The 15549-nt window shown below is 70.7% G+C and carries 9 protein-coding genes and 1 pseudogene; 5 read left to right on the forward strand and 5 right to left on the reverse strand.

What is annotated here, in order from left to right; all coding sequences use genetic code 11:
• Nucleotides 1-188: 188 nt before the first annotated feature.
• Both ACWEN0_RS42185 and ACWEN0_RS42190 read right to left on the reverse strand, forming a co-directional pair.
• Nucleotides 189-1586, reverse strand: coding sequence for a Dyp-type peroxidase (locus ACWEN0_RS42185; protein WP_451986314.1), 1398 nt, complete (start codon nucleotides 1584-1586; stop codon nucleotides 189-191).
• Between the two features lie 202 nt (nucleotides 1587-1788).
• The gene (locus ACWEN0_RS42190) at nucleotides 1789-2421 is read right to left on the reverse strand and encodes an RICIN domain-containing protein (protein WP_451986316.1); all 633 of its coding nucleotides are present in this window, start codon (nucleotides 2419-2421) and stop codon (nucleotides 1789-1791) included.
• 268 nt (nucleotides 2422-2689) lie between these two features.
• Between ACWEN0_RS42190 and ACWEN0_RS42195 the strand changes: the two genes are divergently transcribed.
• Nucleotides 2690-3676 (forward strand): ArsR/SmtB family transcription factor, encoded by a 987-nt coding sequence (locus ACWEN0_RS42195; RefSeq protein ID WP_451986318.1) that lies wholly within the window; start codon nucleotides 2690-2692, stop codon nucleotides 3674-3676.
• Nucleotides 3677-3682: 6 nt separating this feature from the next.
• Here the strand turns inward: ACWEN0_RS42195 and ACWEN0_RS42200 are convergent, their stop codons facing one another.
• Nucleotides 3683-4255 carry a TetR/AcrR family transcriptional regulator gene (locus tag ACWEN0_RS42200; protein ID WP_451986320.1) on the reverse strand — a complete coding sequence of 191 codons (573 nt, stop codon included), beginning with the start codon at nucleotides 4253-4255 and terminating at the stop codon, nucleotides 3683-3685.
• An 81-nt stretch (nucleotides 4256-4336) separates the two neighbouring features.
• On the opposite strand from ACWEN0_RS42200, the gene ACWEN0_RS42205 reads away from it, so the two are divergent.
• Complete coding sequence (locus ACWEN0_RS42205; RefSeq protein WP_451986322.1) at nucleotides 4337-5209, forward strand: SDR family oxidoreductase; 873 nt, start codon at nucleotides 4337-4339, stop codon at nucleotides 5207-5209.
• Between the two features lie 56 nt (nucleotides 5210-5265).
• On the opposite strand, the gene ACWEN0_RS42210 is transcribed toward ACWEN0_RS42205, so the two are convergent.
• Nucleotides 5266-6717 (reverse strand): glutamate synthase subunit beta, encoded by a 1452-nt coding sequence (locus ACWEN0_RS42210; protein ID WP_451986324.1) that lies wholly within the window; start codon nucleotides 6715-6717, stop codon nucleotides 5266-5268.
• Nucleotides 6710-11281, reverse strand: coding sequence for a glutamate synthase large subunit (gltB, locus tag ACWEN0_RS42215; protein WP_451986326.1), 4572 nt, complete (start codon nucleotides 11279-11281; stop codon nucleotides 6710-6712). Before gltB ends, ACWEN0_RS42210 begins: the two co-directional genes overlap by 8 nt.
• A gap of 533 nt (nucleotides 11282-11814) precedes the next feature.
• Between gltB and ACWEN0_RS42220 the strand changes: the two genes are divergently transcribed.
• The 3 genes and pseudogenes from ACWEN0_RS42220 (at nucleotide 11815) to ACWEN0_RS42230 (ending at nucleotide 15506) form a co-directional block, all read left to right on the forward strand.
• Nucleotides 11815-12444: a YigZ family protein gene (locus ACWEN0_RS42220; RefSeq protein ID WP_451986328.1), complete on the forward strand. Its 630-nt coding sequence runs from the start codon at nucleotides 11815-11817 to the stop codon at nucleotides 12442-12444.
• A gap of 352 nt (nucleotides 12445-12796) precedes the next feature.
• A pseudogene (locus ACWEN0_RS42225) lies at nucleotides 12797-13576 on the forward strand (GH92 family glycosyl hydrolase); the annotation flags it as partial.
• Nucleotides 13577-13799: 223 nt separating this feature from the next.
• Nucleotides 13800-15506 carry a GH92 family glycosyl hydrolase gene (locus ACWEN0_RS42230; RefSeq protein WP_451986338.1) on the forward strand — a complete coding sequence of 569 codons (1707 nt, stop codon included), beginning with the start codon at nucleotides 13800-13802 and terminating at the stop codon, nucleotides 15504-15506.
• Nucleotides 15507-15549: the final 43 nt, after the last annotated feature.

The following is a 15549-nucleotide window of genomic DNA, read 5'->3' on the forward strand; positions in this document are numbered from 1 at the left end:
TGGTCGGTGGGCTGGGGCGGCTGCGGAAACGCCTGCGGCGAGGTTGGGTCGCTCGGGGTCGGGGGTGCCGGCCCGAGGCTCGTGCCAGGTCGGCAACGGAAACGCCAGCGGCGAGGCAGGCGGCTCGGGCCGGACTGGTCCCCCGGCACCAGCCCGGCCCACCCCCAACCCCCCGGGGACCCAGAACCTCAGAGCGACCGCAGGAACGCCAGCGACGGCATGAAGAAGTACTCACCACCCCGCAAGGTCACGGCCTGCGGCACCGGGTCCGCCGTGCGCCGGGTGGGCCCGCCCCACTCGACCGTGTAGTCCGACTGGCTTCGCTCGCCCTGGCCGATCACTGGGTCCAGGCCCGGTGTCACGCCTTCGGCGATCGGGAAGCCCGGGTTGTCCGCCCAGACTGCTTGGGTGAACTCGAACTGGTTGCCCAACACGGAATTGAACGCCATGAACAGCAGGCCGACGCCGCCGCTGGGGCGGGCCGAGGGCGGGATGTCCGCGTTCGGGTCGTCCGGGCGCTCGCCGTACGGGACGCCTCGGCGGGCCATCAGGTGCAGGCGCTCGGCCGGTGGTTCCTCGGCGCCGCCGGAGCCGCGGGGGTTCGTTTTGCGGATGTGGGCCTGGAACGGGCACTTCAGCGCCGCGCGGTCGCTGTCGTACGTGAAGTTGTTCGACACCGGGCTTTCCGCGCCGTCTTCGCGTTGCGTCGTCAGCGGGGTGCCGTCCTCGAAGCGGCCGATGATCATCGCGCCGGCGCGCTCGCGGTCGTCGCCCGTGAGGCCGAGTGTGTCGGCCAGGTCGGCTTCGGCCTGCTTGAACCGCCGGACGTTCTGCTCCAGCTTGCGGAACACGAAGTAGCTGCCGAAGTGCACGCCCGGGTCCGGGGCCGCCGTGTCCGGGACGAGCACTTGTGACAGCGGTGCCGCCGGGTTCCACACGTTGATGCCGTCGGTGTTGTTCTTTTCCGCGTCGACGTCTTCGGTGAGGAACAGCGGCTGGCTCCGGCCGTCGACGTACCCGAAGTGCTCGATGCCCTCACCGCGCGCGTTGACCCGCCCGAGGCCGGTTTCCTCCGCCAGCACCGCGACGGAGTCCGGCAGCAGGCCGAGGACTTCGTTGCGCCGCGCGGTCATCGCCTTGTCCGTGGCGTCGCCGATCAGCACGACGGCGTGGATTTCGCTGTGGTAGCCCGGATCGAACGTCGAGCGCGGCGGGTCGTTCAGCTTCCGCCGCGTGTCCGGGGCGGCCATTCCGCGCAGGAATGCTTCGTCCTGCGGGAAGTTCTCGACGCCGAGAGCGCGGTAGCCGACCGCGGTGAGCCCGACGCCGACGTACGGCGTGCCCGCCGAACCGCCGTCCTTGAACGCGCCGACCTCTTCGAGGTGCGAACGCGCCGACTTCATCTTCCCGGTGAGCGAAACCAGGAACGCCCGGGCCTCCGCCGCGTCGCCGAATGTCAGCAGCAGCGCGGAAAGGTGGTCGCGGACGTGGGCCTTGAGGATGTTCGGCTGCAGTTCGCCGAGCATCGTCGCGGCGTCGCCGGACGCCGTGGTCCAGGACAGCGTGGCGGACAGGTCGACACTCATTTCGGGTCCCCTCCCGTGTGAAACCTCGCACAGCCCGCCGAAGCCCCCTTCGCCGGCCGTGCCCCCTTGCATCCAGGTTGCCGGGCCCGCGCGGCCGGCTGCCACCGATTCCGGGAATTCACACGAAAGATTAAGTTGAACGCCGAATCGCCGACGGGAAACGCGGGCCCCGCGCCGGGGCCCGCGTTTCCCGGTTACCGGGTCAGTACCACCACTGGGACTTGCCGCCCGCGATGAAGCCCCACAGCTGCAGCCGCGTGCCGTTGCCGCCGACCTGGCCCTCGGCGGTCAGGTACGCCGGGCTGGCCGGGGTCTGGATCCGCAGGTAGCCCTCGGGGATCTGGGTGATCGTCCACCACTGGTTCTTGCCGCCCGGCATGAAGTCCCACAGCTGGATCTTCGTGCCGTTGCGGCCGATGGTGTTCGTGTCGGCGTCGAGGTAGCGCCCGCTCTGGTAGTTCTGGAACCGGAAGTAGCCCTCGGGGTTCTGCGACAGCCAGAACGCCTGGTTCGGCGCCGTGTCGTTGCAGTCCCAGAGCTGCATCTTGGTGCCGTTGGCGCCGATGGTGTTCGTGTCGGCGTCCCAGCAGCGCCCGAAGCCCGCGGACTCCAGCAGGTACGGCCCCGGGTCGACGGTCTGCGCGGCCATCGTGTGCGCGGACCGCTGCTGCGTCGCACCGGCCACCTTGGACGGACGCAGCTTGAGGTCGCCGATCGACACGACCTTCGCGCCCTTGCCCTCGGCGGGCGCCGCGCCGGCCTGTGGCACGGCGATCAGGCCCAGCAGGCCCGCCGCGGCGGCGACCGCCACCATCAGCCGCTTCGTCTTCGTCATCGTTCCCCTATTCGTCGGTTCACCCGTGATGACGCGGGAAGAAGGCGCGCGGCAACGGGCCCCGGGCCCCTGCGGACCCGGCGCGTGGTCGTGCCGGCGATTCCCCCTCGCCGAGACCGTCAAACCCCCGAAAGCGGTCTCCGAAGCCATCATTCAGTGCGCCCGGGCGCGCGTCGAGGTGATTTCCCGGAGCGGAAAAAACGCACGTCACGCGTGTAACGGAACGGAACGGGCGTCGATAGACGGGCAGACACCGGGGGGAGGAACCGTGCGCATCGAGCTGACCCTGCCGGACCTCGTCCGGGTCGGGCTCGCCGCCGCGGCCGACCCGATGGGGGAGCTGGCCGCGAGCCTGCAGGTCCTGCAGCGGCGCGACGGCGGCCGCACCGCGGCTTCGGCGGCGTTCAACCGGTGGCGCCACCGCGTGTGGCAGAGCCTGCCGGACTCGGCGGCGGTGCTGATGTGGCTCTGCCGCCCGGACGCGCCGATCCCGGAGTTCCTGCTGCCCGCGGCCGGGCGCTACGAGCTGGAGTCCGGGCTCGCGGCGGTGCTGAAGACCGAACCGGTGAGCCTGAAGACGGCGTTGCGCACGGCGCCGGCCGACCACGACCTGCCCGCGTGGGCGGCCGCGCTCGCGGACGGTGATCCCGCGGGCCTGCCGCGAGTGGTCCAGGCCATGCGCGACTACCACGAACTCGCCCTCGAGCCGGGCTGGGACGCGGTGTCGGCCCAGGTGGACGCCGACCTCGGGATGCGCACTCAGTTGCTGCTCCACGGCGGCGTCGAGGCGTTGTTCACCGGCCTCCGCCCGCTGGTGCGCTGGGTGGCGCCCGTGCTGGAGGTCGACGACCGGGTCCCCGGGACGCTCCCGTCGGAGGGCACGGGCCTGCTGCTGGTGCCGACGTACTTCGCCGTGTGCCCGGCCTTGCTGCCCGCGGCCCCGGGCGGCACCCCGCGCCTGCACTACCCGTGCGTCCGCCAGGCCGCGCCGCCGGCGGGCTTCGGGCGCGGCGCGCGCAGGGCGGCGGGCAACGCGCTGGCGGAGCTGCTGGGCCCGACGCGCGCGGCCGCCCTGACGGTCCTGGCGGTCGGCTGCTCGACGTCCGAGCTCGCGGCGCGGCTGGGCGTGACGCCGTCGGCGGTCAGCAAGCACACCAACGTGCTGCGCCGCGCGGGGCTGATCATCACGCACCGGGAGCGCAACACCGTGCTGCATTCCTTGACCCCGCTGGGAAGCGCGCTCCTGGACAGCTGAGGATCCTCAGGTGAGTTCGGCGGTCGCCTTCACGAGTTCGGCCAAGGCGTCGCGGGCGAATTCCGCGAAGCCGCGCTCGTCGTCGACGACCACCCAGCGCGCGAAGGCCGCGGTGAAGGCGAGCCCGCCCAGTTCCGCCGCGACGCTCGCCGCCGGGTCGGGAACCCCGCGCGCCCGCAGGGCGTCGGCCATCGCCGCGTTCAGGATCGCGCGCTTGAGCAGCTCGCGCTCCCGCAGTTCGGGCGTCGCCGCGACCACCTGCCGGACCTTGCGGGCCCACGTGCGGCGTTCCGCGTCGAAGGCCGTCTCGACCGCCGCCAGGGCGTCCGCGACCGCTTCGAGCGGGGTGGCCGAGGCCGGCGTCGCGGCGACCGCGTCGGCGAGGATGCGGCTCAGGATCTCCTGGCCCGCGAAGAGCACTTCGCGCTTGTCGGCGAAGTGCCGGAAGAAGGTGCGCTTCGTCAGCCCGGCGCGCTCGGTGATCTCGGCGACCGTGACGGTGTCGTAGCCGCGCTCGAGGAACGCCTCCACCGCGACGCGCACCAGGCGCTCGCGGGCGTTCGGCTCCCAGCGGCTCATGGGCCCAGTCTAAGTGATGACACCTGGTGTCGTCGGACGTGCTAGGGTGATGACACCAGGTGTCATCACAGGGAGGTTCTCATGCGTGTCTTCGTCACCGGGGCGTCCGGCTGGATCGGCTCGGCCGTCGTGCCCGAGCTCCTCGAAGCCGGCCACCAGGTCGTCGGCCTCGCCCGCTCGGACGCCTCGGCGCAGGCCGTCGCGAAGATGGGTGCCGAAGTGCTCCGCGGCGACCTGACCGACCTCGCCACGCTCAAAGCGGGTGCCGAAGCCGCCGACGGCGTCGTCCACCTCGCCTTCGGCCACGACTTCGGGCAGATCGACGCCGCGATCCGGGCTGACGCGGTGGCCAGCGAAACCCTGGCCGCCGTGCTCGGGGGCAAGCCGTTCGTGGCCGCTTCGGGGACGCCGTCGGTGCCCGGCGGGACGGCCACCGAGCAGGACGACCCCGACGGCTTCGGGCCGGTGGCGGGCCGCATGGACGTCGCCCGGGCGGTGCTGAAGACGGCCGAACGCGGGGTCCGCGCGTCGATCGTGCGGCTGCCGCGGTCGGTGCACGGCGAAGGCGACGCGCACGGGCTCGTCGCGCGGCTGGTCGGCCTCGGCCGGGAGAAGGGGATCGCGGCCTACGTCGGCGACGGGACGCAGCGCTGGCCCGCGGTGCACGTCCTGGACGCGGCGCACCTGTTCCGCCTGGCGCTGGAGGGCGCTCCGGCGGGCTCGGTGCTGCACGCGGTGGGCGACGAAGGCGTGGCCATCCGCGACGTCGCCGAGGTGGCCGGCCGCCGGCTCGGCCTGCCGCCCACGTCGGTCGAGGCCGGCGAACTCGGGTTCCTCGGCCAGATCCTGGCGATCGACCAGCCCGCGTCCAGTGCCAGGACGCAGGAGCTGCTCGGGTGGCGGCCCACGCGGCCGGGGCTGCTCGACGACCTCGAAAAGGGGTACTACGGCTGAGAAGTGGGACAGCGCCGGCGGAGGTGGCGACAGTGACACCTCCGCCGGCGCCGGGCTTACGCGATCGGCCGGTCCGTCGGCGCGATCGGCGCGGGCAGGACGTCCCGCCCGGTCAGGTAGGCGTCGACGCCGGCCGCGGCGCTGCGGCCTTCGGCGATCGCCCAGACGATCAGGGACTGCCCGCGGCCCATGTCACCGGCCACGAACACGTTGTCCAGGCTCGTCTTGAACGCCTTGTCGCGGGCGACGTTGCCGCGCTGGTCCAGTTCGACGCCGAGGTCCTCGAGCAGGCCCTTCTTCTGCGGCCCGAGGAAGCCCATCGCCAGCAGGACGAGCTGCGCGGGCAGCTCGCGTTCGGTGCCTTCCACGGGGACGAACTTGCCACCCTCGTTGCGCACCTCCACGAGCTTCAGGGCCCGCACGCGACCGTCGGCGTCGCCCAGGAACTCCTGCGTGTTCACCGCGTACAGCCGCTCGCCGCCCTCTTCGTGCGCCGAGGAGACGCGGTAGATCATCGGGTACGTCGGCCACGGGTGGGCGTCCGAACGCGCCTCCGGCGGCTTCGGCATGATCTCCAGCTGCGTCACCGACTTCGCGCCCTGGCGGTGCGACGTCCCGACGCAGTCCGCGCCCGTGTCGCCGCCGCCGATGACGACCACGTCCAGGCCCGCGGCCGAGTAGGGCGACTCGGAAAGGTCGCCCGAAGCGACCCGGTTGGCCGGCGGCAGGAACTCCATGGCCTGGTGGATACCGTCCAGCTCGCGGCCGTCGATCGGCAGGTCGCGCCAGTCGGTCGCACCGCCCGCGAGCACCACCGCGTCGTACGACGACGTCAGCTCGTCAGCCGAGATGTCGACGCCGACGTTCACCGACGTCCGGAACTCCGTGCCTTCGGCCTCCATCTGCGCGAGCCGCCGGTCGAGGCGGGACTTCTCCATCTTGAACTCGGGGATGCCGTAGCGCAGCAGCCCGCCGATCTTGTCGGCCCGCTCGAGGACCACGACGCTGTGGCCCGCGCGCGTGAGCTGCTGCGCCGCGGCAAGTCCCGACGGGCCGGACCCGACGACCGCGACCTTCTTGCCCGTCTTCGCGACGGGCACCTCGGGCGTGATCCAGCCCTCTTCGAACGCGCGGTCGACGATGGAGATCTCGACGCGCTTGATCGTCACCGGGTCGTCGTTGATGCCGAGCACGCACGCGGTTTCGCACGGCGCCGGGCACAGCGTGCCGGTGAACTCCGGGAAGTTGTTCGTGGCGTGCAGCCGTTCGATGGCCTGCCGCCAGTCTTCCCGCCACACCAGGGTGTTCCACTCGGGGATGAGGTTCCCGAGCGGGCAGCCCTGGTGGCAGAACGGGATGCCGCAGTCCATGCAGCGGCCGGCCTGCTTCTCCAGCTTCGTCGACGCGAAGTCCTCGTAGACCTCTCGCCAGTCCATCAGCCGGAGGTCGACCGGACGCCGCTTCGGCTCTTCGCGGGTGGTGGTCAGAAAGCCCTTGGGGTCAGCCATGTGCGGCCTCCATGATCGCCTCGTTCACGTCGCGCCCGTCGCGCTCGGCCTGCACCTGGGCGGCGAGCACGCGCTTGTAGTCCTTCGGCATGACCTTCCCGAAGCGGTCGACGCCCGCGTCCCAGTCGGCCAGCAGCTCCCGCGCGACCGCGGATTCCGTTTCGTTGTAGTGCTTTTCCAGCGTCTCGCGCAGGAAGTCCGCGTCTTCGGAGTCGAGCGGGTCGAGGTCGACCATCTCCGGGTTGACGCGGTGCGCGGGCAGGTCCAGCACGTACGCGATGCCGCCGGACATGCCGGCCGCGAAGTTCCGCCCGATCGGGCCGAGCACGACCATCCGGCCGCCGGTCATGTACTCGCCGCCGTGGTCGCCGACGCCTTCGACGACGGCCAGCGCGCCGGAGTTGCGCACGCAGAACCGCTCGCCGACCTTGCCGCGGATGAAGATCTCGCCGCTCGTGGCGCCGTAGGCGATGACGTTGCCGGCGATGATCTGCTCTTCGGCGACGTAGTGGGCGTCCTTCGGCGGCCGCACGATCAGCCGGCCGCCGGAGAGGCCCTTGCCGACGTAGTCGTTGCCGTCGCCGTAGAGGCGCAGCGTGATGCCCTTCGGCACGAACGCGCCGAACGACTGGCCCGCGGTCCCGGTGAAGGTGACGTCGATGGTGTCGTCGGGCAGGCCTTCGCCGCCCCACCGCTTGGTGAGCTCGGAGCCGAGCATGGTGCCGACGGTCCGGTTCACGTTGCGCACCGGCAGTTCCAGCCGCACCTTGTCGCCGGAGTTCAGCGCACCCTCGGCGAGCTGGATCAGCGTGTTGTCCAGCGCCTTCTCGAGGCCGTGGTCCTGCAGGGTCTGCTGCAGGCGCAGGCCCGCCGGGGCCATGTCGGGCACGTGGAAGACCGGCGACAGGTCCAGCCCGGCCGCCTTCCAGTGCTCGACGGCCTTGCGCTTGTCGAGGAACTCGGCGTGCCCGACCGCCTCGGCGATCGACCGGAACCCGAGCTCCGCCAGGTACTCGCGCACTTCCTGGGCGATGAACTCGAAGAAGTTGACGACGTATTCGGCCTTGCCGCTGAACTTCTCGCGCAGCTTCGGGTTCTGCGTCGCGACGCCCACCGGGCAGGTGTCGAGGTGGCAGACGCGCATCATGATGCAGCCCGACACCACGAGCGGCGCGGTCGCGAAGCCGAACTCCTCGGCGCCGAGCAGCGCCGCGACGACGACGTCACGGCCGGTCTTCAGCTGGCCGTCGGTCTGCACGACGATCCGGTCGCGGAGCCGGTTGGCCAGCAGCGTCTGCTGCGTCTCCGCCAGACCGAGCTCCCACGGGCCGCCCGCGTGCTTGATGGACGACAGCGGCGACGCGCCGGTCCCGCCGTCGTGGCCCGAGATGAGCACGACGTCGGCGTGCGCCTTGGAGACGCCCGCGGCGACCGTCCCGACGCCGACCTCGGACACGAGCTTCACGTGGATGCGCGCGCGGGGGTTGGCGTTCTTCAGGTCGTGGATCAGCTGGGCGAGGTCCTCGATCGAGTAGATGTCGTGGTGCGGCGGCGGCGAAATCAGGCCGACGCCCGGCGTCGAGAACCGCGTCTTCGCGATCCACGGGTACACCTTCGCGCCGGGCAGCTGCCCGCCTTCGCCGGGCTTCGCGCCCTGCGCCATCTTGATCTGGATGTCGTCGGCGTTGACGAGGTACTCGCTCGTGACACCGAAGCGGCCGGACGCGACCTGCTTCACGGCACTACGCCGCTCCGGGTCGTAGAGCCGCTCCGCGTCTTCGCCGCCCTCACCGGTGTTCGACTTGCCGCCGAGGCGGTTCATCGCGATGGCGAGGGTCTGGTGCATCTCCATCGAGATCGAGCCGTAGGAGATGGCGCCGGTGGCGAACCGCTTGACGATCTCCGAGACCGGCTCGACCTCCTCGATCGGCACCGGCGCGCGCTTGCCGTACTTGAAGTCGAACAGCCCGCGCAGCGTCAGCAGCTTCTCGGCCTGGTCGTCGACGGCCTTCGTGTACTCCTTGAAGATCTCGTACTTCCCGGACCGCGTGGAGTGCTGGAGCTTGAACACCGTCTGGGGGTTGAACAGGTGCGGCTCGCCTTCGCGGCGCCACTGGTAGTCCGCGCCGGTCTCCAGCTCGCGGTGCGCGGCGCGGACGCCGTCGGCCGGGAAGGCGTACCGGTGCCGCTTCGCGACCTCGTCGGCGAGGGTCTCGAAGCCGACGCCGCCGAGGCGGGACGTCGTGCCGGTGAAGCAGTTGTCGATGACCTCTTCGCCGAGCCCGACCGCCTCGAAGATCTGCGCGCCGGTGTAGGACGCGACGGTCGAGACGCCCATCTTCGACATCGTCTTCCGGACGCCCTTGCCCAGCGCCTTGATCAGGTTGGCGGTCGCTTCCTTCGGCGTGACACCCGGGATCAGGCCCTGGTGGGCCATCTCCTCGACGGTCGCCATCGCCAGGTACGGGTTCACCGCGGCCACGCCGTAGCCGATGAGCAGCGCGATGTGGTGCACCTCGCGCGCGTCGCCGGCCTCGACGATGAGGCCGACCTGCGTGCGCGTCTTCTCACGGACGAGGTGGTGGTGCACCGCCCCGGTCAGCAGCAGCGAGGGGATCGGCGCGTGGTCTTCGTCGACCCCGCGGTCGGACAGCACGATCAGCCGCGCGCCGTCCTCGATCGCCTCGGACACCTCGGCGCGGATCTCGTCGAGCCGCTTGACCAGCGCGTCGCCGCCGCCGTGGACGTTGTAGCGGCCGAGCACGGTGACGGCCTGGAACTCGGGCAGGTCGCCGTCGTCGTTGACGTGCACCAGCTTCGCGAGCTGGTCGTTGTCCAGCACAGGGAACGGCAGCACGATCCGGCGACAGCTGCTCGCGTCGCCGGTCAGCAGGTTCGGCTCGGCGCCGATCTGCGTGCCGAGCGCGGTGACGAGCTCCTCGCGGATGGCGTCCAGCGGCGGGTTGGTCACCTGGGCGAACAGCTGGATGAAGTAGTCGAACAGCAGCCGCGGCCGGCTGGAGAGGGTGGCCAGCGGCGAGTCGTTGCCCATCGAGCCGATCGGCTCCGCGCCGGTGCGGGCCATCGGCTCGAGGATGACGTCGAGCTCCTCCTCGGTGTAGCCGAACGCCTGCTGGCGCCGCACGAGCGCGGCGTGCAGCGGGACCTCGCGGTCGCGCTCGGGGAGGTCCTCGAGGTTCAGCAGCCCGGCCTCGACCCACTCGTCGTACGGGTGCTCGGTGGCCAGCTCGGTCTTGATCTCCTCGTCCTCGATGATCCGGCCCTCGGCGGTGTCCACGAGGAACATCCGGCCGGGCTCGAGGCGTCCCTTGCGGACGATCGTCGCCGGGTCGATGTCGAGCACGCCGACCTCCGAGGCCAGCACGACGAGGCCGTCGTCGGTCACCCAGTAGCGGCCGGGGCGCAGGCCGTTGCGGTCGAGCACCGCGCCGATCTGGCTGCCGTCGGTGAAGGCGACGAGCGCCGGGCCGTCCCACGGCTCCATCAGCGTCGAGTGGAACTCGTAGAACGCGCGTCGCGCCGGGTCCATCTCCTGGTGGTTCTCCCAGGCTTCCGGGATCATCATGAGCACCGCGTGCGGCAGCGGACGGCCGCCGAGGTGCAGCAGCTCGAGGACCTCGTCGAAGCTCGCCGAGTCGCTGGCGCCGCGCGTGATCACCGGGTAGATGCGCTTGAGGTCGCCCGGGATGAGGTCGGTCTCCAGCAGCGCCTCGCGGGCGTCCATCCAGTTGCGGTTGCCGCGCAGGGTGTTGATTTCGCCGTTGTGCGCGACGTAGCGGTACGGGTGCGCCAGCGGCCACGACGGGAAGGTGTTGGTGGAGAAGCGGGAGTGCACCAGGCCGATGGCGCTGGTGACGCGCTCGTCGGTCAGGTCGGCGAAGAAGCGCTCGACCTGCGGCTCGGTGAGCATTCCCTTGTAGACGATCGTGCGCGACGACAGGCTGGGGAAGTAGACGTCGTCGTCGACGAGCTCGTGCTCGGCGCGCTTGCGGACGCAGAAGGCGCTGCGCTCGATGTGCAGCGGGTCCGAGTGCTCCGGCTTCGGGCGGCGCGCGGCGAGGAACAGCTGCGTGAAGTGCGGCATGGTCTCGGCGGCGGTCGGCCCGCAGTGCTCGGTGTGCACCGGCAGCTCACGCCAGCCGAGGACGCGCATGTCCTCTTCGGCGGCGATGCGCTCGATGGTCGTCATGGCGCGGCCGCGGCGCTTTTCGTCCTGCGGCAGGAAAGCCGTGCCGACGGCGTAGGCGCCCGGCTCGGGGAGCTCGAAGTCCACGACCTCGCGGTAGAACTCGTCCGGGATCTGGATCAGCAGGCCGGCGCCGTCGCCGGTGTCCGGTTCGGCGCCCCGCGCCCCGCGGTGTTCCAGGTTGCGCAACGCGACCAGGGCCTTGGCGACGATCGCATGATCTCGGCGGCCGGTCAGGTCGGCGACGAAGGCGACACCGCAGGCGTCGTGTTCGTAGTCGCTGCGGTAGAGGCCCTCGGCCTCGGCGTTGCTGAGCTGCTGCCCTGCGGGGGGCAGGGAACGGGCACGGTGGGTCACGGCTGGCCGCCTCCCAAGGCGTTGGCGCGACCGGTACTCACTCCATGGTGTGGTTCGAGCTGAACCGGTTAACGAAGTGGTCCGGGACCGCGATGGTCAGTCGAGAACAGTTGCTGTTGTCGGCGTTGGTTTCGTGCAAGATGCCGCGTGGTATCAGCCGGGCTGCGAGCCTGGACGCGGGTCATCTGGGAGGCCGCACAACGCTGGGCAGCCGAACATGTCGGTCCTGCGAGCGCGCACAGGCAGACCACTGTGGTGGGGGTCAGCCGGAGCGCGCGGTGTTACTCCCGGGTTCGCCGGGTCTTATGACGATAGTGTGAATTCGCTGTTATCGACATACGTCGTTGCCCCCGGGTGGGAAATGCCACGGTTGCGTTGACGTCCCCGGGGGTAGTCCCATATGCCGGGCTGTCGCTCCCGAAGGTCGGTCAGTATCGGCTCTGACCTGCGGAAATGTCTGTCCCAAGTGGTCTGGGGCACGTGTCGCGGCGGTGCTCCGGGGTGGGATGCTGGACGCATGGCGGACTCGTCCGATGACTGATCGTTATCTCTCCGTGGCTCGATCCGCGGTCCACGAGCTCGAGATCAAGCGCTCCCGGTTCCTCTGCGCGCTCGCTCCGGTGACGTCGGAAGAGGCCGCGCGCGAGTTCATCGCGGCCCGCCGCCGCGCCGAACCCGGGGCGCGGCACCACTGTCACGCGTTCGTTTTGGGGCCTGATGGGCGAACCCGGCGGTCCAGTGACGACGGTGAGCCGGCGGGCACCGCGGGCGCGCCGATGCTGGAGGTGCTGCGGCGCCGCGAAGTCACGGACACGGTCGCGGTGGTGTCGCGCTACTTCGGCGGCGTGCTGCTGGGGGCGGGCGGGCTGATCCGCGCGTACGGTCAGTCCGTTTCGGACGCCCTGGAAGGTGTTGGTGTACTAGAACACCGGCGTCTCAGGCTGGTCGAGGTGGCCGTGAGCTACGACCGCGCGGGCCGCTTCGAGAACGACCTGCGCGCGTCCCGCTACCTGGTGCACGCAACCCGCTTCGACGCGCTGGCCCGCTTCGAGATCGGCCTGGCCCCGGACGAAGCCGAGGACTTCACGGGCTGGCTGGCCGACCTGACCAACGGCGAAGCCTCGACGACCGAGCTCGGCGAGACCTGGGTGACCGTCTCCTGAGGCCGTGTCGACCCTTCAATCACGCGTGATGGCTTCTCCGTCACGGCCGGGGCTTCGCCGTGTGTGCGGGAAGGGTCGACACGCGTGATTGGGGGGTCGACACGGCGGTGGGTGGTCCACCGGGGCCGGGTGGTCCGGTGCCGGAACCGGTTGGCGCACAACGGACTTTCGGTGCTTCCGCGACCGGGTTCCGCCGTGGCACCATGTCGTCCCCCGAGTTCTGCGGTACCACTTCGATCCCCGAGACGTTGACGGCGCAGCCTGTCCCGCGCTGACAACGTTGTCACCACCTTGCCCAGCGCCCGGCAACGTTGTCGCGCGGCGGAAGCGTGCGACTAGGAGGGAAGGTTCCATGTCCGGACCACTGGCCAGACGGCTGCGCGGGGCCGCGCTCGCGGTCATCCTCGCGAGCGCGGGGCTCGCCACGCTGCCCGCACCCGCGGGAGCCGCCGACCTCGCCCTCACCCAGTACGTGAACCCCTTCATCGGCACCGACAACAGCAACTCGCCCAACCCGGTGCCCGGGGGCGCCGGCGGCAGCACGTACCCGGGCGCCGTCGTGCCGTTCGGGATGGTGCAGTTCAGCCCGGACACCCCGACCGCGTCGCCGTCGGGGTACCGCTACAGCGACACCAGTATCGAGGAGTTCAGCCTCACCCACTTCAACGGCGCGGGCTGCCCCAACAACGAGGACCTCGGCCTGCTGCCGATCACCGGCGCCATCGGCACGTCGCCGGGCACCGGGTGGACGGGGTACGCCGGCCGCTACACGAAGGCGAACGAGTCGGCCGCGCCCGGCTACTACAAGAACAAGCTCGACAACTACAACACGTCCGTCGAGCTGTCGGCGACCAAGCGGTCCGGCTTCATGAAGCTGACCTACCCGAACACGACGTCCGCGCGCCTGCTCGTCAACACCGGCCGCAGCGCCACCGGCAGCCGCACCGGATCCATCGGCATCAGCGGCAGCCAGCTCACCGGATCGGTGACCGGCGGCGGGTTCTGCGGCTCTTCCAAGACGTACCAGATCTTCTACGTGATCCAGTTCGACCGCGCGCCCAGCGGGTTCGGCACCTGGCTCGGCGGCACGGTGAGCGCCGGGTCGTCGAGCACGAGTGGCACGAACTCCGGCGGCTACGTCACCTTCGACACCTCGAGCAACGCCACGGTGCAGGCGAAGGTCGGGATTTCGTTCGTCAGCCTGGCGAACGCGCAGGCGAACCTCGCCGCCGAGACCCCCGGCTTCGACTTCGCCGGGACGCGCGCCGCGGCCGACGCGAGCTGGAACAGCATCCTCAACCGCGTGCAGGTGACCGGGGGGGGCGGCCGCGGACCTGCAGAAGTTCTACACGGCGCTGTACCACGTCTTCCAGAACCCGAACATCGCCAGCGACACGAACGGCCAGTACCGCGGGTTCGACCAGGCGATCCACACGGCGTCGCACACCGTCTACCAGAACTACTCCGGCTGGGACATCTACCGCTCGTGGGCCGCGCTGATCGGGTTGATCGCCCCCGCGGAAGCCAGTGACATCGCGAAGTCGATGGTGCTGGACGGCCAGCAGGGCGGGCTGCTGCCCAAGTGGTCGCACAACAACAACGAGCACTTCGTGATGACCGGCGACCCCGGCCCGATCATCGTCGGCAGCATGTACGCCTTCGGGGTCCGCGGCTTCGACACCGCGGCCGCGCTGACGCTGATGGACAAGAGCTCCAACGGCGGAACCGCGCAGGGGCAGGCGATCCGCGGCCGCCAGTCCGGGTACGTCAGCCGGCACTACATCACCGAAGACCCGTCGGACTCGCTCGAGTACTCGGCGTCGGACTTCGCGGTGGCGCAGTTCGCGAAAGCCTTGGGCGACACCACGAAGTACAGCACCTACATGCAGCGTGCCCAGTGGTGGCAGAACGTGTACGGCCCCGACTCGGGCTACATCCAGCCGCGGGGCAGCACCGGCACGTTCGCCTGGCCGGTCGTGCCGTCGAGCAACAGCGGCTACACCGAGGGCAACCCGTCGCAGTACACGTGGATGGTGCCCTACAACTACCAGGGCTTGATCAACCTGATGGGCGGCGCGAAGACCGCAGTGCAGCGGCTGGACCACCACTTCACCCAGCTCAACGGCGGCCTGACCCAGCCGTACTTCTACATCGGCAACGAGCCCGAGCACGGCGTGCCGTGGGCGTACAACTACGCCGCCCACCCGCAGGGCACCAGCTCGGCGGTGCGGCGCGTGATGAACGAGTCGTTCACCACCGGCGCGGGCGGCCTGCCCGGCAACGACGACCTCGGCGCCACCTCGGCGTGGTACGTCTTCGCCGCGCTGGGCATGTACCCGTCGACGCCGGGCGCGGACGTCCTGGCCCTGCACGGACCGCTGTTCCCAGCGGTGGCGATCGTGCGCCCGAGCGGCACGATCCAGATCACCGGCTCCGGTGCCGGGCAGGGGGCCCAGTACGTCCAGAGCGTGAGCGTCAACGGCACGGCGACGACCAAGTCGTGGATCCGCTACGGCGACATCGCGGGCGCGTCGACGCTGGACTTCACGATGGGCTCGTCGCCGAGCGCCTGGGGCACGAGCGCCTCGGACGTCCCGCCGTCGTACAACGACGGGTTCACGCCGCCGCCGGCCGCGCCGGACCTCGGCACGAACCTGGCGCAGGGCAAGGCGGCCACGGGCTCGGCGACGTGCAACTCCGCCGAGAGCGCGGCCAACGCCGTCGACGGCAGCCTGGCGGGCAACAGCAAGTTCTGCACCACGGCCGCCACGAAGTTCCTGCAGGTGGACCTCGGGTCGGCGCAGAACGTGTCGTCGTTCGTGGTCAAGCACGCCGGCCTGGGCGGGGAGACGACGGCCTGGAACACCGGCGCGTTCACGATCCAGACGTCGACCGACGGCTCGAACTGGACGACGGTCGCGTCGGTGACCGGCTCGCGGGCCAGCCGCACCTACAGCCCGATCGCGACGCGGTCGGCCCGGTACGTGAAGCTGAACATCACGACCCCGGCCAACGACGGCAACGGCGCGGCCCGGATCTACGAGTTCGAGGTCTACCGCTGACCCGCCGGTCGTGAGTGGTCAGGGCGGTGCTCACCGCCCTGCC

This window comes from Amycolatopsis sp. NPDC004378 (assembly GCF_053602455.1).